Origin of the sequence: Actinoallomurus oryzae, assembly GCF_039541955.1 — a bacterium.
In the GTDB taxonomy this organism is placed as follows: domain Bacteria; phylum Actinomycetota; class Actinomycetes; order Streptosporangiales; family Streptosporangiaceae; genus Actinoallomurus; species Actinoallomurus oryzae.
The window spans coordinates 229,398-256,124 of record NZ_BAABHF010000035.1; the positions used below are offsets into that span (position 1 = coordinate 229,398).

Genomic DNA, 26,727 nt, shown 5'->3' on the forward strand with positions numbered 1-26,727 from the left:
GCCGTCCGCTCCGGCCCCCGGCGACAAGCCCTGTGAGACTCTCCGCTCCCGCGGAGACCTCCTCACAGGGCTGCCTTGTTTTCGGGGCGCCGTCCCCCTTGCGGCGGCTTCGGCTAAGGGGCGGGGGTGACCAGGCCGGATTCGTAGGCGATGATCACTAGCTGGGCACGGTCGCGGGCTTGGAGTTTGGTGAGCAGGCGGCCTATGTAGGTCTTCACGGTGGCCAGGCTCAGGTGCAGGTGCTCGGCGATCTCGGTGTTGGACAGGCCGCGCGCGACGAGGGTGAGGACCTGGCGTTCCCGGTCGGTCACGCCGTCGAGGGCGCGCGGAAGCGGGCGGGTGGATTGCGGGCTGCGGGCGAACTCGGCGATGAGGCGGCGGGCCACCGTAGGGGCCAGGAGGGCTTCGCCCGCGGCGACGACGCGGATGGCGTTGAGGAGCTCGGCCGGCGGGGTGTCCTTGAGCAGGAAGCCGGCAGCGCCGGCGCGCAGGGCCGAGAAGACGTGGACGTCCAGGTCGAACATGGTCAGCATGAGCACCCGGACCGTCGCGTTGTCCGCGTCCTGACAGATCCGGCGGGTGGCCTCGATGCCGTCCTGGTGGGGCATGCGCACATCCATCAGCACGACGTCGGGCCGCAGGGCGTGGACGAGCTCGACGGCCTCGGCTCCGGTGGCGGCCTCACCGACCACGGTCAGGTCGGGAGCGGTTTCGATCAGGGCGCGGAAGCTGCCGCGCAGCAGGGCCTGGTCGTCGGCGACGAGGACGCGGATCGGCTCGGTCACCGGCCGCCTCCGCCGCGGACGTACGGGAGAGTGGCCGCGACCGCGTAGCCGCCCTCGGCGCGGGGTCCGGCGCTGAAGGATCCGCCGTACATCGCGACGCGTTCCCGCATGCCGACCAGTCCGTGTCCGCCAGGACCCGGTTCCGGGGCCGGGCGGGCCGCGCCGTCGTCGACCACCTGAATGCTCACCCGGCACGGCGAGACGTCCACCGTGGCCCGGCAACGAGTGGGAGCCGCGTGCTTGACCACGTTGGTGAGGGCCTCCTGGACGATCCGGTAGACGGTGAGCTGGAGAGCTTCCGGGAGATCGGATTCACCGGACACCGCGAGTTCGACCTCGACCCCGGCGGCCCGGACGCGCTCGGCCAGGTCCTCGATCCCGCCGACGCCCGGCTGGGTGAGATCGGTCCCCGGCGTCGAGTCACGGCGCAGCACTTCGAGCAGGCGCCGCATCTCGGCGAGGGCGTCACGGCTGGTCGTCTCGATCAACCGCAGCGCCTCGCGGGCCTCCTCGGGGCGCACCTCGGCGATGTGGTTGGCGACCCCCGCCTTGACGGCGATCAGTCCCACGCCGTGCGTGACCACGTCGTGCAGCTCGCGGGCGATCCGCAACCGCTCGTCGGCCAGGATCCGGCGCGCCCGCTGCTCCTCCAGGAACGCCGCGTTCCACCTCCGGCGCCGCAGCAGGTGACCGGCCAGCCACCCGCCGGCGGGCAGCAGCCAGGCCGCCGCCGTCCAGCCGACGGCCGCCGCCACGCCGTACCGGGGGTGAACGATCTGGGCGACCGCCGCGGCGACGGTCGCGGCGGCCACGCACCCTCCCAGCGCGCGGGCCGAACGCCGCGGGGACTCGACGGTCGCGACGGTGCAGAGCACGAGCGCGGTCGCCGCGAACGGATCCCACAGCACGCCGGTCACGGCCGCGACGCACGAGAGGGCCGCCGCGGCCGTCAACGCGCGCCGGGGCCACCGCCGCCGGACCGCGACGACCAGGCCGAGCGCGACCGCCGTCAGGCAGGACGCCAGGAAGGAAAGGGCGAAGTCCGGCCGGTCCTTGAGCATGTTCCCGGCGACCACCACATCCACCGCGACCAGGACGACCGCCAGAGGCACGTCGAGGGCGCGCAGGTGGCCCCGGCGCAGGAGGTACGTCTGGCGGGCCTCGAAGTCGGCTTCGTCCACGGAGGGCACGTTATCGGCGCAGGTCATCCGCCGCATCAGACCAGAGTGGATCATCCCTGGGGAGGATCGCGCCGACGTGCCGGCGGGTGGTGTCCACGCGAGGCTGAACGCGGAATGCCGATCGTGGGGCGATCCTCCGCGGACATCTGCGCGGGCAGTCTGTGGGCATGTCTTCAACGCAGCCTTCGGCACACGTCGTCTTCGCGTTTCCGGGACGGTGGCTCGCCGGGTCCTCGCTGGTGCTCGGGCCCGTCCTGCTGCTGTTCGGGGTGTTGCTGAGGGCGAGGTTCCACTTCTTCTTCCCCGACCAGCTGGCCGCCTACGACGAGCACCCGGCGCTGATGACGGCGTCCTACAGTTGCTTCGCGGCCGGGACCGTGGCGCTGTGGCCGGCCGTCAGTGCCCTGGCCGTTCGCATCGGCGCGACCCGGCCGACCCTGGCGGCGTTCGGCGGCGGGCTCACCCTGGTGGGGCTGTTCGCCCGCACGTTCCATGCCGGGGTGGACCATCTGGCCTTCCGGCTCGTCGACACCCAGGGCCGGAGGCCGGCCACCGCCGCCGTCGCCGACTCCTACCAGGCGTTCCACATCTTCCAGTACGCCTCGTTCGCGGTCATGCTCGGCTGGGTCGTGCTGGCGGTCGGAGCCTGGCGCTCCGGTGCGCTCGGCCCGGCGCGCTGCCTCGCGCTGGCGCTCACGGCCCTCCTGCCGCTCGGGGTCCTGAAGGGCACGACGCCGTTGTCGATCGTCGGCACGTCGGGGCTGTGCGTCGCGCTCGTACCTCTCGGACTCGCGGTCCTGTTCGGTGGACCCCGTCCCACCCGCCGGTCGGTGGCACGGTTCGGCGTCGCCGCCCTGGTGGTGCTGGTCCTCGGGTTCGTCTCGTCCCTGGGATGACCGCGGCGCCGTTCGAGGGTCAGACGACGGTCAGCGGGAGGAGCTTCTTGCCCGTCGGGCCGATCTGGATCTCCGTGTCCATCGTCGGGCAGACGCCGCAGTCGTAGCACGGGGTCCAGCGGCAGTCTTCGACCTCGGTCTCGTCGATCGCGTCCTGCCAGTCCTGCCACAGCCACTCGCGGTCCAGGCCGGCGTCCAGGTGGTCCCAGGGCAGGACCTCGACCTCGTCGCGCTCGCGGACGGTGTACCAGTCCAGGTCGACGCCCTCCAGGGCCTTGTCGGCGCAGGACCGCCAGCGGTCGAAGCTGAAGAACTCGCTCCAGCCGTCGAAGCGGCCTCCGTCCTCCCAGACGGCCTGGATGACCTTGCCGACCCGGCGGTCGCCGCGGGACAGCAGGCCCTCGATGATCGACGGCTCGCCGTCGTGGTAGCGCAGACCGATGGCGCGGCCGTACTCCTTGTCGCGGCGCAGCGCGTCCTTCAGTGCGCGCAGGCGCCGGTCGACCGTCTCGTGGTCGCACTGCGCGGCCCACTGGAACGGCGTGTGCGGCTTCGGCACGAACCCGCCGATCGAGACGGTGCAGCGGATGTCACGGCGCCCGGACGCCTCGCGGCCCGCCTGGATGACGCGCCTGGCCATGTCGGCGATGGCCAGGACGTCCTCGTCCTCCTCGGTCGGCAGCCCGCACATGAAGTAGAGCTTGACCTGCCGCCAGCCGTTCTCGTACGCCGTGGTCACGGTGCGGATGAGGTCGTCTTCGGAGACCATCTTGTTGATGACCTTGCGCATGCGCTCCGAGCCGCCCTCGGGCGCGAACGTCAGGCCCGAGCGGCGCCCGCCGCGGGAGAACTCGTTGGCCAGCGTGATGTTGAACGCGTCGACCCGCGTGGACGGCAGGGACAGCGAGGTGTTGGTGCCCTCGTACCGGTCGGCCAGGCCCTTGGCGATGTCGCCGATCTCCGAGTGGTCGGCGCTGGACAGGCTCAGCAGCCCGACCTCCTGGAAGCCGGACTCCTTCAGGCCCGTCTGGACCATGTCGCCGATCGTGGTGATCGACCGTTCCCGCACCGGCCGGGTGATCATGCCGGCCTGGCAGAAGCGGCAGCCTCGCGTGCAGCCGCGGAAGATCTCCACGCTGAAGCGCTCGTGCACGGTCTCGGCGAGGGGCACCAGGGGTTTCTTCGGGTACGGCCACTGGTCGAGGTCCATGACCGTGTGCTTGGCCACCCGCCACGGCACGCCGGGCCGGTTGGGCGCGACCCGCTGGATCCGGCCGTCGGGCAGGTAGGTGACGTCGTAAAACCGCGGGACGTAGACGCCGCCGGAGCGCGCCAGCCGCATCAGCAGCTCGTCGCGGCCACCGGGGCGGCCCTCGTCCTTCCACTCGCGGATCACCTCGGTGATGGCGAGCACGATCTCCTCGCCGTCGCCGAGCACGGCCGCGTCGAGGAAGTCGGCGATCGGCTCGGGGTTGAAGGCCGCGTGCCCGCCCGCGAGCACGATCGGGTGGTCGTCGGTACGGTCCGCGGCGTGCAGCGGGATCCCGGCGAGGTCGAGCGCGGTCAGCATGTTGGTGTAGCCGAGCTCGGTGGAGAAGCTGATCCCGAACACGTCGAAGGCGCCGACGGGACGGTGGGCGTCCACGGTGAACTGCGGGATGCCGTGCTCGCGCATCAGCGCCTCGAGGTCGGGCCACACGCTGTAGGTGCGCTCGGCGAGCACGCCCTCGCGCTCGTTCAGGATTTCGTAGAGGATCTGGACGCCCTGGTTCGGCTGCCCCACCTCGTACGCGTCCGGGTACATCAGCGCCCACCTGACCCGCGCCTCGTCCCAGTCCTTGACCGAGGAGTTCAGCTCACCGCCGACGTACTGAATCGGCTTTTGCACCGCGGGGAGCAGCGGCTCCAGGCGGGGAAACAGCGACTCGACGGACATGGCGGAAGCCTCCGGGAAGCAGGATGGGAATCAAGTTCCGAGCCTACCGCCGCCGGGCCGCCGTCCCGGACATCGCGACGAGGCGTGAAGTACGACGATTATCTAATTTGACATCCTTCGTACTTTCGCCTGGGATACGGGTCATCGACTTCCGAGGGAACGGATGGTGCGCGATGGCCGGAACGGTGCTGTTCCACGAACTGGGCGGCCCCGAGGTGCTGCGGCTGGAGGACGTGGCGGTCGGCGAGCCCGGCCCCGGCGAGGTGCGCGTCCGTGTGGAGGCGATCGGCCTGAACCGGGCCGAGGCGCTGTTCCGCAGCGGCCGCTACATCGAGCCGGTGAGACGGTTTCCGGCCAGGCTGGGCGCCGAGGCCGCCGGCGTGGTCGAGGCGGCCGGCGAGGGCGTCACCGGGCTGGAGCCCGGGCAGCCGGTCAGCGTCATACCCGCCTTCTCCCAGAACGACTACGGCGTCTACGCCGAACGGGCGATCGTGCCCGCGGCGGCGGTGCTGCCCCGCCCCGACGGGCTCGACGCGGTCGCGGGCGCGGCGGTGTGGATGCCGTACCTGACGGCCTACGGCGCGCTGGTCGAGGTCGGCGGCATGCGGGCCGGGGACACGGTCGCGCTGAACGCCGCGTCCAGCAGCGTGGGGCTGGCCGCCATCCACATCGCGCGCCGCGTGGGCGCCGTACCGATCGCCCTCACCCGCACCGGTGCCAAGAAGGACGCGCTACTTCGGGAGGGGGCGGCCGAGGTGATCGTCACGGAGGCGGAGGACGTGGTCGAGCGGGTGCCGGCGCTGACCGGAGGCCGGGGCGCGGACTTCGTCTTCGACGCCGTCGCCGGCCCCGGCGTGGTGGACCTGGCCAGGGTGGTCGCCCCGGGCGGCACTCTCCTGGAGTACGGGGCGCTCAGCGGCGAGGCGACCCCGTACCCGGGGTTCGAACTCGGCATGCCCGCACTGAACATGCGCACCTACACGGTCCACGAGACGACGAGGAATCCGGAGCGCCTGCGCCGCGCGGAGGCGTTCGTGGCCTCCGGACTGCGAGCCGACGCCTTCCGCGCCGTGGTGGACCGCACCTTCGACCTCGGCGACATCGTCGCGGCCCACCGGTACATGGAGTCCGGCACGCGGCTCGGAAAGATCGTCGTCACCACCGCGCACTGAACCCCGGCCGCTCCCGGCGGGGAGCGGCCGGTGCGGATCAGACCTTCTGGATCAACGGCGGGAGTTTCACTCCGCTCGCGTCGACCAGCGCCTTCAAATCGTTCGGATCGCTCGTCAAGATGGTGGTCGCCCCGCGTTCGATCGCGGTGGCCACGACGAGCGCGTCGACGGCGTCGCTCGTGCCGGTGCGGCCGAGCAACTCACCCGCCCGCTTGGCCGTGCTCTCATTCGGTGCGTCGACCACGCAGCGCCGCAGAAAGCGGCCGATGACCGCCTGCTTGCGTCCGTTGCGCCAGACCTGAGCAAGGACCGGCGTGCTGACGATGAGCTCCTGACCGGTGATCAGCGTTTCGTCGTAGACGGTCCAGATCACGCGGCTGCGGGACTCGGCGGAGATCAGCGAGCCCGCGTCGAGGACGATCGGGCGGACGGAGGACATCAGCCCGCCTCCTTCTCGCTCGCGGCCAACTCGTCGAGCTTGCGCTGGTGCTCGTCGGCCGCGTCGAGGATGGCCCGGGCCGCGGCCCTGTCCTCCTCGGTGAACGGACCCTCCTCGGACACGAACCAGCGCACAGCCTCGGCACCGGCGCGGCGCCGGGCGGCCGCTGCGAGTTCTTCGGCGATGACGGCGGAGACGGAGGTGCCTTCTTCCTCGGCCTGGCGCCGGACCATCTCCGCGAGCTCGGCGGGCAGGGTGATGGACAGCTTCTTCATCGCCATGGCGTCGATCCTACTTGGGTAGGATTGCTCTGGCCAGGCGAAATATGCGTGCCGCTGGGGGGCGGCCTCGATGGCTACGGTCACGGTCGGTAACTTAACCCCTACTATCGGTCCGTGACCACCTGTTTACCCGAAGTCACCGTGGTCGTACACGGTCACCGGGACGCCGCCGGCGACGAGGCGGGCGTCGATGAGGGGTTCGACGCGCTCCCAGCGTCCGCCGGCGAGGCCGCAGCCGATGCGGGGCATGTGGACGCTCGCCCGCAGTTCGGTGGCGTGTTCGGCGAGCCGGCGGAGGCACTCGTCCAGCGCCTCGTAGCGGATCGGCGCACCGGCCGAGCGGCCACGTTGGGTGCCGTGCTGGCCGATCATGTTCGCGACCCACGTGTCGGCGCGGACCTGGACGAGCTGGACCGCGCCGAGTCCGAAGTCGTTGCCGGCGCGGTCGCGGTACCAGCGCCGATAGGCCTTCTCCGGCTCGGGCCACCGCCGGGACACCGCCACGACGAAGCCCTTTCCCCACCCGCCCCGGTCGTTGCAGACGTGCGCGATGACCTTGGGGCCCTTGGCCTGGGGACACGTGGCGTCGCCCCGGACGTACCGGATGTCCGTCATGGTCCGCACCATAGGCGCGACCTCTGACCGGCATCCAGCGCGGAGCGCAGCGGAGTGCTGGATGCCGGTCAGACCTTACCTTTCTTCAAAGAGTTACGACGGAGATCACTCGTACGGGTTGTGGCGCAGGTGCACGGCCTCCAGGAGGCCGATGGCGATCATGTTGGCGAACGTGGCCGATCCGCCGTAGGACACGAAGGGCAGCGGCAGGCCGGTGATCGGCATGATGCCGACGGTCATGCCGATGTTCTCGAACGTCTGGAACGCCAGCCAGCACACCACGCCCGAGGCCACCAGCAGGCCGAACAGGTCGGCCGCCTGCATCGCGATGCGCAGGCCCCGCCACAGCACCACGCCCAGCAGCGCGGTGATCAGCGCCGCGCCCACGAAGCCGAGCTCCTCCCCCGCCACCGTGAAGATGAAGTCCGTGTGCTGCTCCGGCACGAAGTGTCCGATCGTCTGCTCGCCGTGGAACAGGCCCTTGCCGAAGAGCCCGCCCGAGCCGACGGCGATGCGCGCCTGCTCGGCGTTGTAGCCCGCGCCCCGCGGGTCCTTCGACGGATCGGCGAACGCGGTGAACCGGTTGATCTGGTACGGCTTGAGCAGGTGCAGCCACCACACGAGGAACGCCCCGGTCACCGCGCCGCCCAGCAGCCCCAGCACCCATCGCTTGGGCGCGCCGCTGACCGCCAGCATGCCGATCACGACCGCGCCGAACACCAGGGTCGTGCCCAGGTCCGGCTGGAGCATCACCAGTCCGGCGGGCAGGGCGGCCAGCCCCAGGGCCAGCAGGATGTCGCGGCGTCCCGGGCCCACCTCGCCGTCGCGTGGCTCGCCGAGGATCATCGCCAGCAGCACCACCATGCCGACCTTGGCGAACTCCGACGGCTGGAGCTGGAACCCGCCGCCCAGCGTGATCCACGAGTGGGAGCCGTTGATCGTCGCGCCCAGCGGGGTGAGCACGACGACCAGGCCGATGCACGCGGCGGCGTACACGATCGGCGCGTACGCCCGCAGCAGCCGGTAGTCCAGCGCCGCCGTCACGCCGCCGAGGATCACCCCGATCGCGATGTTGAGCAGGTGTTTCTTCAGGTAGGAGTACGGATCGTCGCCCGCCTCGCTCAGGCCGCCGCGGGTCGCGGAGAACACCAGCACCGCGCCGATCGCGGTCAGGATCGCCGTGACGCAGATGAGCGTCCAGTCGAGCCGGCGCAACGGCGAGTCGGACAGGCGGCTCAGCCACGAGCGCCCTTCGAGCGGCCGGCCGTACCCGCTGATCATTTGTGTTTCTTCTTCCGGTGGACGGGACGGGACGCGGGCGTCTTCTCCTCCGGCTCACCGAAGCCCGGCGGCGGAGCGATCGTGCCGTCGGCGGCGAGCGTCGGGAGCCGGTCGGGCACCTTGCCGTCGGGCAGGTCGGCCTTCTTGCCCTTGCGCAGGCCGTACATGTCCTCCCAGATCTCGCGTACGGCCGGCGCCGCGGTGGTCGATCCGGTGCCGGTCTGGGTGACCATCACCACGACGACGTAGTGCGGGTTGTTGGCCGGGGCGTAGGAGGCGAACCAGGAGTTGTCCTTCTTTCCCCAGACCTCGGCGGTACCCGTCTTGCCGGCGACGGGAAGCTTGTCGAGCGGAAACCCGCCGAACGCCCCGGCCGCCGTGCCGGACTTGGGCACGTCGGCGAACGCGCTCCGCATGTACGCCAGCACCTTCTGCGAGATGGGCAGCTTGCCGGCCTTCACCGGGTCGATCCGGCGCGCCACCGTGCCGTTCGGCGCCAGCACCGCCTTGCCGACGCGCGGGCTCCACAGGGTGCCGCCGTTGGCCACCGCGGCGTACGCGCGGGCGAGCTGCAGCGGCGTGACCAGCACGTCGCCCTGGCCGACCGAGAAGTTGGCCGCGTCGCCGGCGCGGAAGACGTAGCCGTCGACGCAGTTCTCCGCGGCCATCTGCTTGAGGTACGCCGCCCGCGACGGATCGGTCTTGGCGACGTCGGGATAGCCGGTCTTGCCGTGCTTGCAGTCGGAGGCCTTGGTGGCCTCCCAGTAGTTCTTCTTCCACTGCCGGCTGGGGATGCGCCCGGCCGACTCGCCGACCAGGTCGATGCCGGTGCGCTTGCCGAACCCGAAGTCCTTGGCCATCTTGATCATGGGGTCCTTGGGGTTCTTCACCGGGTGCATGCCGCCGTCGCGCAGCCATTCCTCGTACGCGAACCGGTAGAAGACTGTGTCGCAGGACATCACGATCGCCTGGTGCAGGCTGATGTCGCCGCCGGACTCACCCTCGAAGTTGCTGAACGCCCGCGCGCCCACCATGTACGACGACGGGCAGCCGTAGATGCCGTGCAGCGGGTAGCCGTCCCGGATCGCGGCGGGCAGCGAGGAGATCTTGAACGTCGATCCCGGCGCGAACTCGCCCTGGGTGGCGCGGGAGATCAGCGGCTGTCCCTTGTTCTTGTTGAGCAGCGCGTCGTACTCGCTCTGGGAGATGCCGCCGGTCCACACCGCCGGGTTGTAGGTCGGGTAGCTGCCGAGCGCGATGACCCGCCCGGTGCGCACGTCCATGACCACGGCGGCCCCGGAGTCGGCGGGGTCGCCGCGTTTGCGCGCGGCGTCGATGGCGTGTTTCAGCGCGGACTCGACGTCGCCCTGGACCTTGGCGTCGAGACTGGTGACGAGGTTGCCGCCGGACACCGGGGGGGTCTCGGACGCGGCGCCCGTGACCCGCCCCTGGCTGTCGACCAGCACCCGGCGTATGCCCGGCGCGCCGCGCAGGTCGCCGTCGTAGACCGCCTCCAGGCCGTCGCGGCCGATCAGGTCGGCGCCGCTGTAGCCGGTGACCTTGATGCCCTTGCGCTTGTTCAGCTCCTCCTGGGTGATCGGCTGGAGGTACCCGAGCGCCTGCGCGGCGCCCGCCCCGTCCGTACGGGGATAGTCACGGACCGCCTGGAGCTGGGCGCTGATGCCGGGGAAGTCCTCCTGGCGCTCGCGGATCTGCAGCGCCTTCCGGGCGTCGGCGTTGTCGTCGAGCGGGATCGGCTGGTACGGCGAGCCCGTCCAGCAGGGCCGTGTGACGCCCGGCCCGCACAGGCGGATCTTGTCGGCGAGCTGGGCGTACGGCACCTTGAGCACCCCGGCGAGCCGCTGGAGCACGGCCTTGCCGCCGTCCTTCTGCCGCAGCAGGACCGTACGGTCGGCCGAGACGACCAGGGCCGTACGGTTGCGCACCAGCGGACGGCCGGCGTCGTCGAGGATCTGCCCGCGCGGCGCCGGCACGATGATGTCGCGGATGCCGTTGTCGGCGGCCACCCGGCGGTAGTACTGGCCGTTCATGACCTGCAGGTACCAGAGCCGCCCGCCGAGCGACAGCAGCAGCGACATGACCATGACGTGCAGCACGACGAGCCGCACGCGAGAACGTGAGCCCATCGGCCTACCTCGCCCGGTAGAAGCCGGGCACCGGGTCGAGCCCCGCCGAGTCGCGGGGCCGTTCGGCGCGGTTGGTCAGCCGCAGCACGGCCCAGACCACGAACGGGCTGGCGACGATGTCGTAGAAGACCTGGAGTGGAAGCACGTGCGAGACCACCGGCCAGCGGGCTCGCGGATCGCCGAGCATCGCCCCGACCAGGGCGTACAGCACGGATCCGGCGAGGGCGCCGGCGGCCACCATCACGAACGGCAGCAGCGGCGCGCGGTTCATCTCGACCGCGACCGAGCCGCAGAGGTAGCCGATCAGGCAGAACACCAGCGCGTACCGGCCGATCGTGTGGTCGGCCGGCGGGATGATGTCGGCGGCCAGCCCGGCGCAGAACCCGGCGACGAGCCCGCGCAGCGAGCCGTTGACCAGGGCGAGCGCGACGACGGCGAGCAGCACGAGGTCGGGCACCACCGAGCCGGGCAGCGGCAGCCGGTTGACGACCGTCACCTGCAGGATCAGCGCGGCGACGATGACGATCGAGGCAAGGACGTTACGTGACACGGTCAGCCTCTCGACGTCGGTGACGGAGCCGGCCGGGACTTCGGCGGCGAGGACGAGCCCGCCTGGGCCGGCGGCGGTTGGGACGGCGTGGGGGTGGGCGTCGGGCTCGACGGTGAGGGCGAGGGCGGCAGCACCGAGTCGCGCGGGTCGCGCTTCGGCGCTCCGACCACCACGCCGACGACGTCGAGCGAGGTGAAGTGCACGAACGGGCGTACGACGGCGGTGCGGGTCAGCGACCCCGACGTCCGCTCGATCCTGGTGATCGTGCCGATCGGGACACCGGGGACGTACGGCCGGTTGCCTTGCGAGCCGAAGGAGACGATGCGCTGGCCCGGCTCCATGACCACGGTGGAGTCGAGCAGCTGGAACTTCAACGACGAGCCGGCGCGGCGGCCGGCGCCCTGGACGATGCCGATCTCGTCGGAGCCCTCCAGCCGCCCGCCGACCGAGGACGCCGCGTCGATGGCGAGCATCACCGTGGAGGTGGTCGGCCCGACACGCGTCACCCGGCCGACCAGCCCGTCGCCGGACAGCACGGTCATGTTCGGCTGTACGCCGCTGCGGCTGCCGACGTCGAGCGAGACGGTGTTCTCCAGGCCCTCGCCGGAGGAGATGACCTCCGCCGGGACGATGCGATAGCCGCCCAGGCCGGACGCGCCGAGGAGGCGATCCAGCTGGCCCGCCCGCCGCTTGTCGAGCTGCCCGGAGCGCAGCTGCCGGCGCAGCTGCTGGTTCTCGCGTTCGAGCCGGGTGATCCGCCGGTGCGCGCTCGGCGCACCGGTGAACGTGTGGAACGCGCCGGCGATCGGATGGACGACCGCGGTGGCGCCCTGCTCGATGGGGCCGAAAATGGCCTCACCGAAACCGCGCAGCACCCTCAGCGGCGAGTTGTCCCCACCGCGGTAGTCCACCGTGATCATGGCGAGTGAGACGAGCAACAGCACGCCGAGGACGGCGCGGGTTCGCCGGGTGTCCTTCACCGGCCGGGTGTCCTAACGCCTTGGTTCGGGTACGAGGACCTGCCGCAGTGCCTCGAAGTCCTCGACGCACTTGCCTGAGCCGAGCACGACCGAGTCGAGCGGATTGTCGACCATGTGGATCGGCATGCCGGTCTCTTCGCGCAGGCGCTCATCGATGTTCTTCAGCAGGGCGCCGCCACCGGTCAGCGCGATGCCGCGGTCCATGATGTCGCCGGACAGCTCGGGCGGGCATTTGTCCAGGGTGGTCTTGACCGCGTCGACGATGGTGTTGACCGACTCCTCGATCGCGCGGCGGATCTCCTCGGCGGAGATCACGACGGTCTTCGGCAGCCCGCTGACGAGGTCGCGGCCGCGGATCTCGGCGTGCGGCTCGTCGTCGAACGGGTATGCCGACCCGATCGCCATCTTGATCTCCTCGGAGGTGCGCTCCCCCAGCATGAGGGAGTACTCCTTCTTGGCGTAGGAGATGATCGCCTGGTCGAGTTCGTCGCCGCCGATGCGGATGGACTGGCTCGTCACGATGCCGCCGAGCGAGATGATCGCGACCTCGGTCGTGCCGCCGCCGATGTCGACGACCATGTTGCCGGTCGGCTCGTGCACCGGCAGCCCGGCGCCGATCGCGGCGGCCATCGGCTCCTCGATAATGTAGACGCGCCTGGCCCCGGCCTGGTAGCCCGCCTCCTTCACGGCGCGCTGCTCGACCCCGGTGATGCCGCTGGGCACGGCCACGACGATGCGTGGCTTGGCGAAATGTCGGCGTTTGTGCACCTTTTGGATGAAGTAGCGCAGCATGCGTTCGGTGACGTCGAAGTCGGCGATGACGCCGTCCTTCAGCGGACGCACCGCGACGATGTTGCCCGGCGTACGGCCGATCATCCGCTTGGCTTCGATCCCGACGGCGACGATCTTGCCCGTGTGGGTGTTGATCGCCACGACAGAGGGCTCGTTGAGCACGATGCCGCGACCGCGGACGTAGACCAACGTGTTCGCCGTACCCAGATCGACCGCCATGTCGCGGCCGAGGAACGACAGCTTGTTACCCATGAAGAAAGGCAGCCCTTCGAGATTGGCGGGCGTGCAGGAGCGCATTGTCATGGTAACTCGGAACACGCCAGTTGATGCAGGACCAATCGTCGCGCGTCGTCGCTCCGTAACGCTCCGGTCAGAAGCCGGTCACGCTAAACAAAACGCGCGGACCGGAGTCGCTCCGGACCGCGCGTCTTGGCACCGTCGTCAGAAAAGGTTCGGGAAGAAGAGCTTGATCTCACGCTCGGCGGAGTAGGTGGAGTCGGAGCCGTGGACGACGTTCTCCTGGATCTCCAGGGCGTGGTCGCCGCGGATCGTGCCGGGCGTCGCGGAGACCGGGTCGGTGGCGCCGGCGAGCCCGCGGAACGCCTCGATCGCGCGCGGCCCCTCCACCACCATCGCGACGAGCGGGCCTCCCGTGATGAACTCGACGAGCGAGGAGAAGAACGGCTTCTCCCGGTGCTCCTCGTAGTGGGTCTCGGCGACGTCGCGCTCGAGCGTGCGCAGCTCCAGCGCGACGAGCTTGAGGCCCTTGCGCTCGATGCGCGAGATCACGTCGCCGACGAGCCCCCGGCGTACGCCGTCGGGCTTGACGAGGACAAGAGTGCGTTCGGACACGGGTGGTTCTCCTCGCGTTCTTGGATGACGATCGTCACGGGGCCGTGAGGGCGGTCGCCGAATGACGGGCTGCGACGCCGCGCTCGGGTCCGTCCCACGAGCCCGCTGCCGGCCGTACGGCGCCACGGACAGGGCTTGTGGAACGGGCCCTGGCGGCGATGACGGCTCGCGGCCGGGCCTCCGCGTGTTGGCTGCGATCCTACCCGTCTCACCCGGTGGGGAGAGCGGCGCCGCTGGAGCCCGGAGCCGCGGCGACGGCGGCGGTCCGGCGGGCCCGGCCGCGCCCGGTCCAGACGGTCGTGACGGCGAGCACCACCGCGATCACGCAGGCGCTCACCAGCCACATCCGGTACGCGTCGGCCAGCGCCGCCAGCGCCTGGGCGGTGCCCCCTCCGGCCCTCGTCACCGCGCCGACCTTGGCGACCTGGAGGGGCCCGACGACGAGGTGGCCGCCGAGCACGGCGGGAAAGCACAGGGTCAGGCCGAAGAGCGCGGGGCCCGTCCCGGCCGGCCGCAGCGTGGTGCCCAGCGCCAGCCCCGCGCCCGTGCCCAGCGCCCCCAGCGCGCCGGACAGCTCCAACCGGTCGGCCCCGGCGCCCATCGCGAGCAACGCCATCAGCGCGGCGATGACCAGGCCGTACCCGCACAGCACGGCACCCCGTCCGGCCGGCCGCCGGGTGGCGGTCGCGGTGAGCACGGCCAGCGCGGCACACCCCGCGCCCACGGCGAACGGCCCGAACGGCGCGCCGCGCCCGCCCATCAGCCCCGCCAGCGGTCCGGTCACCGGCATCGCCAACAGGCCCACGGCGACCATGACCACGGCGTAGCCGAGCGGGCTGCCGGTGACGGCGCCGCGCGATCCGGCCGCGGCGATGCCGAGCAGCCCGGCGACCGCGCACGCGGCCAGGATGAGCTGGGCCCCCGGCGACCAGGTGTACGTGGTCACGACGGCGAGGAAGGCGAACCCGGCGGCGGGCGCGACCGGCAGCAGCAACAGCACGCGCTCCCCGCGTGCGGGCGCCGGCACGCCCGCTCCGGCGGACGGGCGCAGGCGCAGCATGCCCAGCAGGCCCGCGCCCACGAGCGCGGTCCCCCCGAGCCACCAGTACGGGTGCAGGATCACTCGCCACTCCGGCGCGTGGACGCCGTACGGTCCGGGCGTGACGGCCAGCACGGCGGGCGTGGCGAGCAGCAGGGAGCCGGTGAGGGCCGCGGCCCACACACCGGTGGCCAGGCGGCGTTCAGGGCGCTCACAGGCGAGCAGGAGGGCCGCCGGCAGGACGGCACCCGCCCCGACCCCCTCGACGGCCCGTACGAGGCCGGTGAGGGGCACGGAGGTGGCGTACGCGGCCGACGCCTGGGCACCGAGCATGAGAGCCAGGCCGCCGAACAGCACGCCCCACGGAGTCCGCCTGCGGGCCAGCACGGCGGCGAGCGGCGTGGTCAGCAGCAGCGCCGGCATCGCGAGGCCGGCCGCCCGTACGAACCCGGCCGCGCCGCCGCCCGACAGGCCGAGGTCGCGTGCGGCCTGCGGCACGACGTACGACGCGGTGTTCGGTAGCACGAGAACCGCGGCGGGAATCGCGGTGACGAGAACGAGGAGGAGAATGACGAGGCCGGCCGGATCCCGCCGTTGCGCGTCGCGACTTTCGGGGTGAATTTCGGGAAGATCTGGCATCGGGCGGCCTCCCGGAGTCATCCCCGCTTCCACCAAAATCCGATAAATGTCCAGCTTTGCTGGAATTTATATTTTGTTCGACGGGGAACGCTGAAGAGTCAACCCGACATTAGCGCGCCGGCGCGCCCTCCACCCGCCATCCGAGCCAAATCGCCGTCGCCCACAGAGCGGCGAAAATGATCCCGAGAACGAACATCGTCGTCACCACGAAACCGGTCGCTATCACCAGAATCTGCAACACGCTCCCGGCGACGTACGCCCACCGGAACCGCAGCAGACCCGCGACGACCAGCCCGGCCACGGCCAGGACGCCGCCGACGACACCCGCCGTCGTGCCGTCCGCGTGCGACACGGAGATCGCCACCGGAATCGACAGAGCGGTCACCACCGCCTGAAGGGCGAGGACGACGGCACACAGTCTTCTCACGCTCGACCCGCCTTTGCGGCGCGGAACTCCGGGCCCGCGCCGATCATTGTGACGCCTTCATCAGCAGGCGGGCATCGCCCGCCGTCGCCACCGAACCGGTGATCAACACCCCGGCCCCGGCGAACTCCCCCGACTCGTCCGCGAGCCCGATCGCCTGGTCGATCGCGTCGTCCAGCCGGGGCACGAGATGAACTCGATCTTCGCCGAAGACATCGCGTGCCACCACGGCCAGTTCGTGCGCGGGCATCGAGCGCGGTGAGGAGTTACGCGTGACGATCAACTCATCGATGATCGGCTCGAGCTCCTCCAGCACCCCCAGGACGTCTTTGTCGGCCATGACGGCGAGAATCCCGATCAGCCGGGTGAACCCGAACTCCTCGGTGATCGCCGCGACGGTGGCCGCCATGCCGGCCGGGTTGTGCGTCGCGTCGACCAGCACGGTCGGGCCCGTCCGCACGACCTCCAGCCGCCCGGGTGTGGGCGTGCCGACGAACGCCGCGCGTACGAGCTCGGCGTCCAGCTGGTCGTCACCCCCCGGCTCGCCGGTGGCCCGGCCGCGCGCGAACGCCTCGACCGCGGCCAGCGCGCAGGCGGCGTTGCTCGCCTGGTAGTCGCCGAACAGCGGCAGGAACACCTCGTCGTAGGCGCCGAGCAGGCCCTGGAGGCGGACCCGCTGCCCGCCCACCGCCAGCTCCCGCTGCAGGACGCCGAACTCGATGCCCTCACGCGCGACGGTCGCACCGACCTCGGTGGCACGGCGCAGGAGCACCTCGGCGGCCTCGACGGGCTGCTGCGCGAGGACCGCGATCGCCTCCGGCTTGATGATCCCGGCCTTCTCGCCCGCGATCGCCTCGATGGTGTCCCCGAGGTACTCGGTGTGGTCCAGCCCGATCGGCGTGACGACGGCCACGGCCCCGTCGGCGACGTTGGTGGCGTCCCAGGCGCCCCCCATGCCGACCTCGACCACGGCGACGTCGACCGGGGCGTCGGCGAACGCGGCGAACGCCATCGCGGTCAGCATCTCGAAGAACGAGACCTTCACGTCGTGCTTGGCGTCGACCATCTCGGCGTACGGCAGGACGTCGTCGTACAGCTCGGCGAAGCGCTCCGCGCCGACCGGCTCACCGTCGATGCTGATCCGCTCGCGCATGGTGTGCAGCTCGGGACTGGTGTACATGCCGACCCGCAGACCGCGCTCACGGAGCAGCGCGTCGATCATCCGCGCGGTGCTCGACTTGCCGTTGGTCCCCGTGACATGGATCACCGGGTACGCCCGCTGCGGCGAGCCGAGGATGTCGACCAGGTCCCGGATCCGGTCCAGCGACGGGTCGACGTTCCACTCGACCCCGCGCGCCCTGATACCGGCGACGGCGTCCTCATAACTGCTCCCTGTCACGCTCAGCAGCCTACTCACCCGATGGCTGTGGATAACTTGACGTGTACTGCCGCGCCGGGAGGGGGCGATGATGACGGACGAGGGCGATGCCGCCTTCTTCTACGACGAGTGGGGACGGCGTCGCCCGGGGGACGGGCGTGACCTGAGGCGGGCGGCGCTACTGGCCGACACGCTCGGGCTTCCGGGCATTCCGGACCTTCCCGCCCTCACGGTGGTCGGGTCGAAGGGCAAGGGCACCGCCGCCACGTACGCCTCGGCCTGGCTCGTGGCCGCCGGGTGCCGCGTGGTGACCGTCACCAGCCCCGGACTGCGTCGCGACAGCGACCGGATCCGCCTCGACGGGACCGCGATCTCCGAGCGCGAGCTCGCCGGGCTCGGCCGCAGGCTCAGGGACGCCGCCCGGTCGCTGCCGCCGCGCGGGGCCGGGTACCTCTCGCCGAGCGGGCTGTTCACCCTCGCCGGGCTGCTGTACGCACGCGACGCCGGGGCCGACGTCGTCGTGCTGGAGGCCGGGATGGGCGGCGCCTCGGACGAGGTGAGCCTGGTGCCGCCGACGGTCGTGGCGATCGCCCAGGTGTTCGGTGAGCACCTCGGCGTGCTCGGCGACACACCCGCGGAGATCGCGGCGGACAAGGCCGGTGTCGTCTCGGAGCTCACGCGGGCGGTCGTTTCGCTGCCGCAGACGCCGGACGTCGCGGCGGCGATCGAGGCGACGGTCGCCGGCCGTACCGGGCGCCCGGTCGAACTCTCGGGGCTCCCCGGCTCCTCTGAGGCCTCCGAGATCTCTGCGCTCTCAGGGCCTTCCGCGCTCTCCGGGCCCCACCGGCCCAACGCTCTCCTGGGTTGCACCGCCGCGCGGCGGCTGCTTCAGGTGACGGGCAGGCCCGCCGCGGACGCCGCGCGTACGGCCGAGGTTCTGGCCTCCGTACGGCTCCCCGGGCGCGTCTCGTGGCACACGATCCCCGGGGCCACCCTCCTCGTCGACTCCGCCGTCGAGGGGAACGGCGCCGCCGCCGCGCTCGCGGAGGCGTACCGCCGCTGGGACCGGATCGACCACGTTCTGGTCTGCCTGCCCGACCACAAGGACCTGGAGGGCGTGCTGGCCGCGCTCGGTGGCCTGCCGGTGACCACGGTGCGGATGCCCGACCGGGAGAGCCTGCGGTTCACGCGGACGCGCGACGGGCTGGACATCGCCGATCTCACGCCCGGGCGGCTCGCCTCGTTCGGGGAACGGATCGTCGTCCTCGGCACCGTCTACTTCACCGGCCGGGTGCTGGACCTCGTCGGCGCCGACACCACACGCCTGTTCGCCGGCTGAGCCGCCTCAGAACCCACGCGGATGGGGGCGCGCGTCGCGCGGTCCCTATCCGCGCGGGCTCTCACTCCTCGATACGCAGGACGATCATCGCCATGTCGTCGTGCGAGGGCTCGCTGGAGAAACCGCGCACGGCGCGGCTGACCTTGGCGGCGACCGCCCCGGCGCCCAGCCCCGCACAGCCCGCGAGGATGCGTTCGAGCCCCCGGTCGTCGCCCAGCAGCCGGTCGCCGTTGCGCCGCTCGGTCACGCCGTCGGTGAACCCGAGCAGGAGGTGCCCCGGCTCGAGGGTGACCGTCCGGACGGAGAACTCCGCCTCGGGGAACGCCCCGAGCATCAGGTCGGACTCGTCCTCGCCGTCGACCGTGCCGTCCGGGCTGAGGAACAGCGGCGGCGGATGGCCCGCCGTCGCGTACGTCACGCGGGCGCTGCCGTCCTCCTGCGGCTCGACCTCCCCGTGCAGCAGCGTCAGGAACCGCGCGCGTGACCCCTCGTCCAGGATGAGGGCGTTGAGGCGCTGCAGGACCTCGGGGATGGAGTAGTCCTCCCGGCCGAGGATGCGCAGCGTCTGGCGGGCCAGGCCGGTCACCGACGCCGCCTCCGGCCCGGTGCCGCACACGTCGCCGATGGCGAAGCGCCACCGCGAGCCCACGCTGAACACGTCGTAGAAGTCGCCGCCGACCTCGCTGCTCTCGCCGGCCGGTTCGTACACCACGGACAGGTCCAGGCCCGGGATGACCGGGATCTCCGGCGGCAGAAGGCTGCGCTGGAGCGTACGGCTCATGTCCGCCTGCTCCTCGTACAGCCGCGCGTTGTCGATCGCGAGCGCCGCGCGCCCGGCGAGGTCCTCGGTCAGCTCCAGCATGTCGCGGTTGAACCGGGCGCCCTTCGGGCCGCCGACGACCAGCATGCCGATGCTGCGTCCGCGCGCCAGCAGCGGGAAAACGTGAGCGACGTCACCGGTGACCCGGTGCGCGGTGGGGGGCATGCCCTCGCTGGGCGCGGCCCCGAAGCCCTCCCACGGCCCGGGTTCGGCGGGCGGCGGCGCCGGCGGGAGCAGCTCGAGCAGCTCGCGCAGGTCGGCCACCATCGTCTCGTCGGCGTGCCAGGCGTACGCCGGGAGCGCCGTCGCGTTGTCCCGTACGGTGAACAGGGCGCACCAGGTCGCCAGGCGGGGCACGATCAGCTGCGACACCAGCGCCATGGTCATCTGCTGGTCGAGGGTGCCGGCGAGCAGGCTGCTCGCCTCGGCGAGGAAGCCGAGCCAGCCGCGCCGGGCCCGCTCCAGCTCCATCAGGCGCGCGCGTTCGAGCGAGGGCGCCTGCCGGTCGGCGACCTGCTGGAGGCGCTCGACGTCGGACTCGTTGAAGTGGGCCGCGTCGCGCGAGGCGGCGATGATCAGCCCGATGCCCCGGCCGTCGACCACGAACGGCGCGGTGACGAGCGAGCGGATCCCGGCGGCCTGCAGCGCCGGCAGGTTGTACGGGCTGCCGCCCAGGTCCGCGTAGACGCCCCGGCCGCCGACGGTGGCGCCCTCCAGCCCCATCTCCAGGGCCGTGCCCTCGGGCCGTACGCCGGAGGTCGCCTTGAGCACGAGGTCGGCGTCGTCCTCGGTCAGCAGGACGTACACGCAGTCGGCTCCGAGGGCGTCCTGCGCGCTCTGTGCGGTGCGGTGGGCCAGTTCGTCGACGGTCGGCCGGCTGGGCCGCGGCGCGGTCACCATCTCCTCGTACGAGGGCGGCGGAGGCGGGGGCTTCTCCCCCGAGACCCCGGGGATGGTGAACCAGACCTGCTTGTCGCCCTGGCCGTACGTGACGCCCCAGGAGAGCGCGAGCGTCTCGGGGAACAGCAGCCCCCGCCCGCTCACCTGGTCGCCGGGGATGGGGATGCGCCGCGCCTGGTGACGGTCGTGGACTTCGACCCTCACCTGGCCGCCGAGCGCCTCGCAGACGACCTCGACCTCGGTTCCCGCGTGGACGATTGCGTTCGTAACCAGTTCGCTGGTGAGTAGCATGGCGTCGTCCACCTCGTCGACGCCCCAGTTACGAAGCGTGTCCCCGACAAAACGCCGTGCAGCCGCTACTGACGCGACCTCCGGCGGGAAGGTCGCGTACCTCTTTGGGTTCTTCTCCACAGTCACTTGGATTCGTCTCGGGGATGCACGACGCTGCCATCGTGGCAGATTCCCCGGGTGGGCTGTACATATCCCCGACCACGTCGCATGGAAGGCGAGGTGCAAGTTAATGCCTCGAAGCACGTCCCATGCACCGGTGAGCGTCCAGTATGACGAGGCTGACCTGCGGCCCGTCCTCGACGCGCTCAGCGCCCTGCGCGACGGAGATTTCGAGACCAGACTCGATACCTCCGGTGATGACGTCCTGGCCGAGATCGCCTCCGTCTTCAATGATGTCCAGGCGCGTGCGGGCCATCTGACCGGGGAACTCGTCCGCGTGCAACGTGAGGTTCGTCACGAAGGCCGGATCGACGAGCGGCTCGGCGCCAACGGCGAGGGCGCCTGGGCGACCGGCAACGCCGCCGCCAACGCGCTGATCGACACGCTGGTGCAGTCCGCTACCGCGATGGCCCGGGTGGCCGACGCGGTCGCCGACGGTGATCTGAGCCAGCGCATCGAGCTCGACACCGGCACCCGGCCCTGGCGCGGCGAGCTGCTGCGGATGGGCTCGGGCGTCAACCGCATGGTCGAGCACCTCGACGAGTTCGCCGCGGAGGTCACCCAGCTGGCCCGCGAGGTCGGCGCGGAGGGACGCCTGGGCGGCCAGGCCAAGCCGCGGGAGATGTCGGGCCGCTGGCGCGACGTCACGGGCGCGGTCAACGCCATGGCGAGCCGGCTGACCGGCCAGGTGCGCGACATCGCGCTGGTGACCACCGCGGTGGCCAAGGGCGATTTGACCCGCAAGGTCACGGTCGAGGCGACCGGCGAGCTGCTGGAGCTGAAGGAGACCGTGAACACCATGGTCGACCAGCTCTCGTCGTTCGCCGACGAGGTGACGCGTGTGGCCCGCGAGGTCGGCACCGAAGGACGCCTCGGCGGCCAGGCACAGGTCAGCGGCGTCAGCGGCGTCTGGAAAGACCTCACCGACAACGTCAACTCCATGGCCGGCAACCTCACCGGCCAGGTGCGCAACATCGCGCAGGTCGCCACGTCCGTCGCCAACGGCGACCTGTCCAAGAAGATCACCGTCGACGCCCAGGGCGAGATCCTCCAGCTCAAGGACACCCTCAACACGATGGTGGACCAGCTGTCGGGCTTCGCCAACGAGGTGACGCGTGTGGCCCGCGAGGTCGGCACCGAAGGACGCCTCGGCGGCCAGGCACAGGTCAGCGGCGTCAGCGGCGTCTGGAAAGACCTCACCGACAACGTCAACTCCATGGCCGGCAACCTCACCGGCCAGGTTCGCAGCATCGCCCAGGTGGCGACCGCGGTGGCCGGCGGTGACCTGTCCAAGAAGATCACCGTCGACGCCCAGGGCGAGATCCTCCAGCTCAAGGACACCCTCAACACGATGGTCGACCGGCTGTCGGCGTTCGCCGACGAGGTCACCCGCGTCGCCCGCGAGGTGGGCACGGAGGGCAACCTGGGCGGCCGCGCGAAGGTCGGCGGCGTCAGCGGCGTCTGGAAGGACCTCACCGACAACGTCAACTCCATGGCGGACAACCTGACCTCCCAGGTCCGCAACATCGCCCAGGTGACCACCGCGGTCGCGAACGGCGACCTGACCAAGAAGATCGACGTCGACGCCCAGGGCGAGATCCTGGAGCTCAAGACCACGATCAACACGATGGTCGACCAGCTGTCCGCGTTCGCCGGCGAGGTCACGCGTGTGGCCCGCGAGGTGGGCAGCGAGGGCCGGCTGGGCGGCCAGGCGGAGGTCGAGGGCGTCTCGGGCACGTGGAAGCGGCTCACCGAGAGCGTGAACGAACTGGCCGGCAACCTGACCCGGCAGGTGCGCGCGATCGCGTCGGTGGCCAGCTCGGTCGCCCGCGGCGACCTGAGCAAGTCGGTCGCGGTCGAGGCGCGCGGCGAGGTCGCCGAGCTGGGCGACAACGTCAACCTGATGGTGGCCAACCTCCGCGAGACCACCCGCGCCAACCAGCAGCAGGACTGGCTGAAGACCAACCTCGCCCGCATCGCCGGCCTCATGCAGGGCCACCGCGACCTCATGGAGGTCGCCCGGCTGATCATGAGCGAGGTCACCCCGCTCGCCTCCGCGCAGTACGGCGCCTTCTACCTCGCCGAGGAGAAGGACGGCGACCGTGAGCTGGTGCTCAAGACCGGCTACGGCGTGGGCAGGGACCAGATCGACAAGGTCCGCTTCGCCTTCGGCGACCGCCTCGTCGGCCAGGCCGCCGTGGAGCACAAGCCGATCCTGGTCGACGACCTCCCACCGGGCTACATCACGATCGGTACGGGCCTGGGTCAGGCGTCCCCGGCGAACGTCATCGTGCTGCCGATCCTGTTCGAGAACCGCGTGCTCGGCGCGATCGAGCTCGCGTCGTTCAGCCCGTTCAGCGAGGTCCACCTGGCGTTCTTCGACCAGTTCGTGGAGACCATCGGCGTGACGATCAACACGATCACCGCCAACTCCCGTACGGAGGCGCTGCTCGCCGAGTCCCAGCGCCTGACCGTCGAGCTCCAGGACCGCTCCAGCGAGCTGCAGCGCCAGCAGGCGGAGCTGCGGCGCTCCAACGCCGAGCTGGAGGAGAAGGCGGCGCTGCTGGCCAAGCAGAACCGCGCGATCGAGATGCAGAACTTCCAGATCGAGCAGGCACGCCGCACGCTGGAGGAGCGCGCCGAGCAGCTCGCGCAGTCGTCGCGCTACAAGTCCGAGTTCCTCACCAACATGTCCCACGAGCTGCGCACGCCGCTCAACAGCCTGCTCGTGCTCGCCAAGCTCCTGGCCGGCAACCCGGACAAGAACCTCACGGCCAAGCAGGTCGAGCTGATCAAGACGATCCACGAGTCGGGCAGCGACCTGCTGCGCCTCATCAACGACATGCTCGACCTGTCCAAGGTCGAGGCGGGCAAGATGGAGCTGCACCCGCAGCGCATCTCCCTGTCGGAGCTGGTCGACTACGTCGACGCGACGTTCCGGCCGATGGCCGCCGACAAGGGGCTCGCCTTCGACGTGTACGCCGAGCCGGGCCTGCCGCACGAGCTGTACACCGACGAGCAGCGGCTCCAGCAGGTGCTGCGCAACCTGCTGTCCAACGCGGTCAAGTTCACCTCCTCCGGCGAGGTGCGCCTGACCGTACGGCGTCCGGTGGACGTGACCTTCGCCGACCCGTCGCTCGCCGAGAACCCGGACGTGATCGGCCTCGCGGTCACCGACACGGGCATCGGCATCGACGAGCACAACCTCAAGTCGATCTTCGAGGCGTTCCAGCAGGCGGACGGCACCACCAGCCGGCGCTACGGCGGCACCGGGCTGGGCCTGTCGATCAGCCGCGACATCGCCGCGCTGCTCGGCGGCGAGATCCACGTGTCCAGCCGCCCGGGCGACGGCAGCACGTTCACGCTGTACCTGCCGGTGCGCTACGCCGGGCCGGTCGACACGGCGCTCGCCGCGCCCAGCGAGAGCCGGCCCGCCCCGCAGCCGCCGCCTCCCGCCCCGCAGGCGACGCTCGAGCTGCCCGAGGCGGAGGAGCAGTACGCCGAGAACCCCATCGACGACGAGGTGCTGTCGGGTCGCAAGATCCTGATCGTCGACGACGATGTGCGCAACATCTTCGCGCTGACCTGCGTGCTGGAGCAGTACGGGATCGAGGTGCTGTACGCCGAGAACGGCCGCGAGGGGATCGACACGCTCGACCGCAACGAGGACATCGACCTCGTCCTGATGGACGTCATGATGCCCGAGCTCGATGGCTACGCGACCACCGAGGCCATCCGGCGGATGCCGCAGTTCGCCGATCTGCCGATCATCGCCCTCACCGCGAAGGCGATGAAGGGCGACCGGGAGAAGAGCATCGAGTCCGGCGCATCCGACTATGTGCCCAAGCCTGTCGACGCGGACCACCTTCTTGACATCATGAGGGCGTGGCTCAGTCGGCCGCGCACGTGATGGAGGCTTGAACCGTGGCCGAGAAGGCGAACATCCTGCTGGTCGATGACCGCGACGAGAACCTCGTCGCGCTCGAGGCGATCCTCAGCTCACTCGACCAGAACATGATCCGTGCCCGGTCGGGCGACGAAGCCCTGCGGGCCCTGCTGACGAACGAGTTCGCGGTGATCCTGCTGGACATCGTGATGCCGGGCATGGACGGCTTCGAGATCGCCCGCGCGATCAAGCGCCGCCGAAAGACGCGCGAGGTACCGATCATCTTCCTGACCGCGGTGGACGCGGGCCCGGACTACGCGTTCCGCGGGTACGCCGCCGGCGCCGTGGACTACATCTCCAAGCCGTTCGACCCGTGGGTGCTGCGGACCAAGGTGTCGATCTTCGTGGAGCTGCACCGGAAGAACCAGCAGCTACGTGAGCAGTCGGAGCTGCTGCGCACGCAGTTCGCGGCCGCGCCGTCGGGTGAGTTCGCCGCCGAGCTCAGCGAGCGCCTGACGGCCGTGGAGCAGCAGCTCGGGGTGCTGTCCGAGTGGACGTCGAAGGACGAAGAGGCGGCCAAGGCGATGGGCACCTTGGAGCAGCGTGTCGGCGAACTCAGAACCGCCATCGACACGCTACGCCCACCGTCCGACTGACCGTTCCGCCAGAGCCGGACACCGGCGATCACAGAGGTTTCGGGCCGGTCCGCGGAGGATCTCGACCCGGTCCCGATCTCAGGTGGGTGCTCGGGCCACAGCGCGCGGCTTCCCGGTCACCACGGTGGCCGGGAAGCCGCCCGTGATCACCGCAGCGAGATGTGCAGGATCTCCGAGACCCGCCGGTATCCGGCGCGCTGATAGATCCGCTCGGCGCCGTCGTTCTCCGGCATGAGGAACACGGTGGTGATCCCGGCGTCCGAGCAGGCGCGCGTCAGCGTGGCGGTGAGCGCGGAGGCGATCCCGCGACGCCGGTAGGCCACGCGCACACCGATGGCGGCGAGTTCGCTCACGCCTCCGTGCGGCGGGCCGACCTGGCCGCCGGCCACCCCTTGGCCGGTGGTCGTGTCGACGGCCAGCGCGACCAGGCCGCCGCGGTCCAGCACGCTCCGCAGCCGCGCGACGTCGTGCTCGGTGACCCGCGGCTGCTCGTACGCCTCGCCCTGGGCCCGGGCGACCTCCCAGAGCTGTGCGTCGGTCTCGGCGAGGAGAACCTCGACCGGCCCGGCGACCCGCGGCACCAGCGCGCCGGCGGCCTCACAGGTCAGGATCGGCAGCCGCCGTTCGGCCGTGAATCCGGAGGCGACCAGCGCCTCCTCGACGCGTGGAGCGGCGGCCGGAAGATACTCCAGGCGCGGCGTCCGCGAGTGCCGGATGAAGGTCTCCGCGAGCCGCCGTACCTGGTCTCTAGTCGGCTCGGCCCCGTCATCGGGGATGGCGTAGTTGAAGAAGAGTCCGGCATCGTGAGGATCGATGCGGACGGTGAACGGCCTGGCGCGAACGGCGTGGTCGCCGGCTGCGGCACGCAGGTACGCGTGCACGTGGGATTCGAAGGATGCGAACACGAGAGGGTCCTTGTTGACCGGAGGGAAGGAAGAGTTCCGTGGCTTTTGTCAGAACGGACCACTCCAGCAGCCAACGCCGGACACGCGTCCAGCGGGAAACAGCGCAGCGGCCCGTCAGCGGGTCGCAGGCACAGGCATCGCCCTTTCATGTTCGATCACCGGCGGAGCAGACGATAGACGGTCCGCTCAGCCCAGAGCAATCGTTTTTACCACTGGCCGGCACCGAGGAAAATGTGCTGGAAAAGCAGAAAGAGGAGAGGGACTCTCCGCGTTGACCGCGGGGTCACCTCTCCTCTTCCCCTTTATCTATGTTGATGTCCGGCGGTGTCCTACTCTCCCACACCGTCCCCGGTGCAGTACCATCGGCGCTGGAGGGCTTAACTT

General features: G+C 71.0%; 22 protein-coding genes and 1 rRNA gene. 5 read left to right on the forward strand and 18 right to left on the reverse strand.

What is annotated here, in order from left to right; translation table 11 throughout:
* Window positions 1-113 precede the first annotated feature (113 nt).
* Both ABEA10_RS29645 and ABEA10_RS29650 read right to left on the reverse strand, forming a co-directional pair.
* Window positions 114-785 carry a response regulator gene (locus ABEA10_RS29645; protein WP_345469476.1) on the reverse strand — a complete coding sequence of 224 codons (672 nt, stop codon included), beginning with the start codon at window positions 783-785 and terminating at the stop codon, window positions 114-116.
* Window positions 782-1,966 carry a sensor histidine kinase gene (locus ABEA10_RS29650; RefSeq protein WP_345469478.1) on the reverse strand — a complete coding sequence of 395 codons (1,185 nt, stop codon included), beginning with the start codon at window positions 1,964-1,966 and terminating at the stop codon, window positions 782-784. The genes ABEA10_RS29645 and ABEA10_RS29650 overlap by 4 nt, the downstream gene beginning before the upstream one ends.
* 167 nt (window positions 1,967-2,133) lie before the next feature.
* On the opposite strand from ABEA10_RS29650, the gene ABEA10_RS29655 reads away from it, so the two are divergent.
* Window positions 2,134-2,862 (forward strand): hypothetical protein, encoded by a 729-nt coding sequence (locus tag ABEA10_RS29655; RefSeq protein ID WP_345469480.1) that lies wholly within the window; start codon window positions 2,134-2,136, stop codon window positions 2,860-2,862.
* Between the two features lie 19 nt (window positions 2,863-2,881).
* Here ABEA10_RS29655 and ABEA10_RS29660 read toward each other — a convergent pair whose 3' ends face one another.
* Window positions 2,882-4,798, reverse strand: a complete 1,917-nt coding sequence (locus ABEA10_RS29660; protein WP_345469481.1) for a TIGR03960 family B12-binding radical SAM protein — start codon at window positions 4,796-4,798, stop codon at window positions 2,882-2,884.
* A gap of 173 nt (window positions 4,799-4,971) precedes the next feature.
* On the opposite strand from ABEA10_RS29660, the gene ABEA10_RS29665 reads away from it, so the two are divergent.
* A complete protein-coding gene (locus ABEA10_RS29665) occupies window positions 4,972-5,970 on the forward strand; it encodes a zinc-dependent alcohol dehydrogenase family protein (RefSeq protein ID WP_345469483.1) in 999 nt (332 codons plus the stop codon).
* A 37-nt stretch (window positions 5,971-6,007) separates the two neighbouring features.
* Here ABEA10_RS29665 and ABEA10_RS29670 read toward each other — a convergent pair whose 3' ends face one another.
* The 12 genes from ABEA10_RS29670 to ABEA10_RS29725 all read right to left on the reverse strand — a co-directional run bounded on the left by ABEA10_RS29670 (window position 6,008) and on the right by ABEA10_RS29725 (window position 17,408).
* A complete protein-coding gene (locus tag ABEA10_RS29670) occupies window positions 6,008-6,409 on the reverse strand; it encodes a type II toxin-antitoxin system VapC family toxin (protein ID WP_345469484.1) in 402 nt (133 codons plus the stop codon).
* Entirely contained in the window at window positions 6,409-6,774 is a 366-nt protein-coding gene (locus ABEA10_RS29675) for a hypothetical protein (RefSeq protein ID WP_345469485.1), read from the reverse strand. Before ABEA10_RS29675 ends, ABEA10_RS29670 begins: the two co-directional genes overlap by 1 nt.
* 42 nt (window positions 6,775-6,816) lie before the next feature.
* Entirely contained in the window at window positions 6,817-7,305 is a 489-nt protein-coding gene (locus ABEA10_RS29680) for a macro domain-containing protein (RefSeq protein WP_345469486.1), read from the reverse strand.
* Window positions 7,306-7,410: 105 nt separating this feature from the next.
* On the reverse strand, window positions 7,411-8,586 hold the full coding sequence (gene rodA, locus ABEA10_RS29685) for a rod shape-determining protein RodA (protein ID WP_345469487.1): 1,176 nt from the start codon (window positions 8,584-8,586) through the stop codon (window positions 7,411-7,413).
* On the reverse strand, window positions 8,583-10,733 hold the full coding sequence (gene mrdA, locus ABEA10_RS29690) for a penicillin-binding protein 2 (protein ID WP_345469488.1): 2,151 nt from the start codon (window positions 10,731-10,733) through the stop codon (window positions 8,583-8,585). Before mrdA ends, rodA begins: the two co-directional genes overlap by 4 nt.
* A 4-nt stretch (window positions 10,734-10,737) precedes the next feature.
* Complete coding sequence (gene mreD / locus ABEA10_RS29695) at window positions 10,738-11,283, reverse strand: rod shape-determining protein MreD (protein WP_345469489.1); 546 nt, start codon at window positions 11,281-11,283, stop codon at window positions 10,738-10,740.
* Between the two features lie 2 nt (window positions 11,284-11,285).
* On the reverse strand, window positions 11,286-12,263 hold the full coding sequence (gene mreC, locus ABEA10_RS29700; protein ID WP_345469491.1) for a rod shape-determining protein MreC: 978 nt from the start codon (window positions 12,261-12,263) through the stop codon (window positions 11,286-11,288).
* 12 nt (window positions 12,264-12,275) lie between these two features.
* On the reverse strand, window positions 12,276-13,307 hold the full coding sequence (locus ABEA10_RS29705; RefSeq protein WP_425550975.1) for a rod shape-determining protein: 1,032 nt from the start codon (window positions 13,305-13,307) through the stop codon (window positions 12,276-12,278).
* Between the two features lie 189 nt (window positions 13,308-13,496).
* Window positions 13,497-13,907 carry a nucleoside-diphosphate kinase gene (ndk, locus tag ABEA10_RS29710; RefSeq protein WP_329241285.1) on the reverse strand — a complete coding sequence of 137 codons (411 nt, stop codon included), beginning with the start codon at window positions 13,905-13,907 and terminating at the stop codon, window positions 13,497-13,499.
* Window positions 13,908-14,115: 208 nt separating this feature from the next.
* A complete protein-coding gene (locus ABEA10_RS29715) occupies window positions 14,116-15,585 on the reverse strand; it encodes a hypothetical protein (RefSeq protein WP_345469494.1) in 1,470 nt (489 codons plus the stop codon).
* A 109-nt stretch (window positions 15,586-15,694) separates the two neighbouring features.
* Entirely contained in the window at window positions 15,695-16,012 is a 318-nt protein-coding gene (locus ABEA10_RS29720) for a DUF4233 domain-containing protein (RefSeq protein ID WP_329241290.1), read from the reverse strand.
* A 43-nt stretch (window positions 16,013-16,055) separates the two neighbouring features.
* Window positions 16,056-17,408: a bifunctional folylpolyglutamate synthase/dihydrofolate synthase gene (locus tag ABEA10_RS29725; protein WP_345469497.1), complete on the reverse strand. Its 1,353-nt coding sequence runs from the start codon at window positions 17,406-17,408 to the stop codon at window positions 16,056-16,058.
* Between the two features lie 67 nt (window positions 17,409-17,475).
* Between ABEA10_RS29725 and ABEA10_RS29730 the strand changes: the two genes are divergently transcribed.
* Entirely contained in the window at window positions 17,476-18,726 is a 1,251-nt protein-coding gene (locus tag ABEA10_RS29730; RefSeq protein ID WP_345469499.1) for a hypothetical protein, read from the forward strand.
* 61 nt (window positions 18,727-18,787) lie between these two features.
* Here ABEA10_RS29730 and ABEA10_RS29735 read toward each other — a convergent pair whose 3' ends face one another.
* Entirely contained in the window at window positions 18,788-20,863 is a 2,076-nt protein-coding gene (locus ABEA10_RS29735; RefSeq protein WP_345469501.1) for a SpoIIE family protein phosphatase, read from the reverse strand.
* A 103-nt stretch (window positions 20,864-20,966) separates the two neighbouring features.
* Here ABEA10_RS29735 and ABEA10_RS29740 point away from each other — a divergent pair, with 103 nt between their 5' ends.
* On the forward strand, window positions 20,967-24,806 hold the full coding sequence (locus ABEA10_RS29740; protein WP_329241302.1) for a HAMP domain-containing protein: 3,840 nt from the start codon (window positions 20,967-20,969) through the stop codon (window positions 24,804-24,806).
* A gap of 14 nt (window positions 24,807-24,820) precedes the next feature.
* The gene (locus ABEA10_RS29745; RefSeq protein WP_345469504.1) at window positions 24,821-25,438 is read left to right on the forward strand and encodes a response regulator; all 618 of its coding nucleotides are present in this window, start codon (window positions 24,821-24,823) and stop codon (window positions 25,436-25,438) included.
* Between the two features lie 146 nt (window positions 25,439-25,584).
* Here ABEA10_RS29745 and ABEA10_RS29750 read toward each other — a convergent pair whose 3' ends face one another.
* On the reverse strand, window positions 25,585-26,343 hold the full coding sequence (locus tag ABEA10_RS29750; protein WP_345469506.1) for a GNAT family N-acetyltransferase: 759 nt from the start codon (window positions 26,341-26,343) through the stop codon (window positions 25,585-25,587).
* A 316-nt stretch (window positions 26,344-26,659) separates the two neighbouring features.
* Window positions 26,660-26,727 (reverse strand): 5S ribosomal RNA (gene rrf, locus ABEA10_RS51310); the annotation flags it as partial.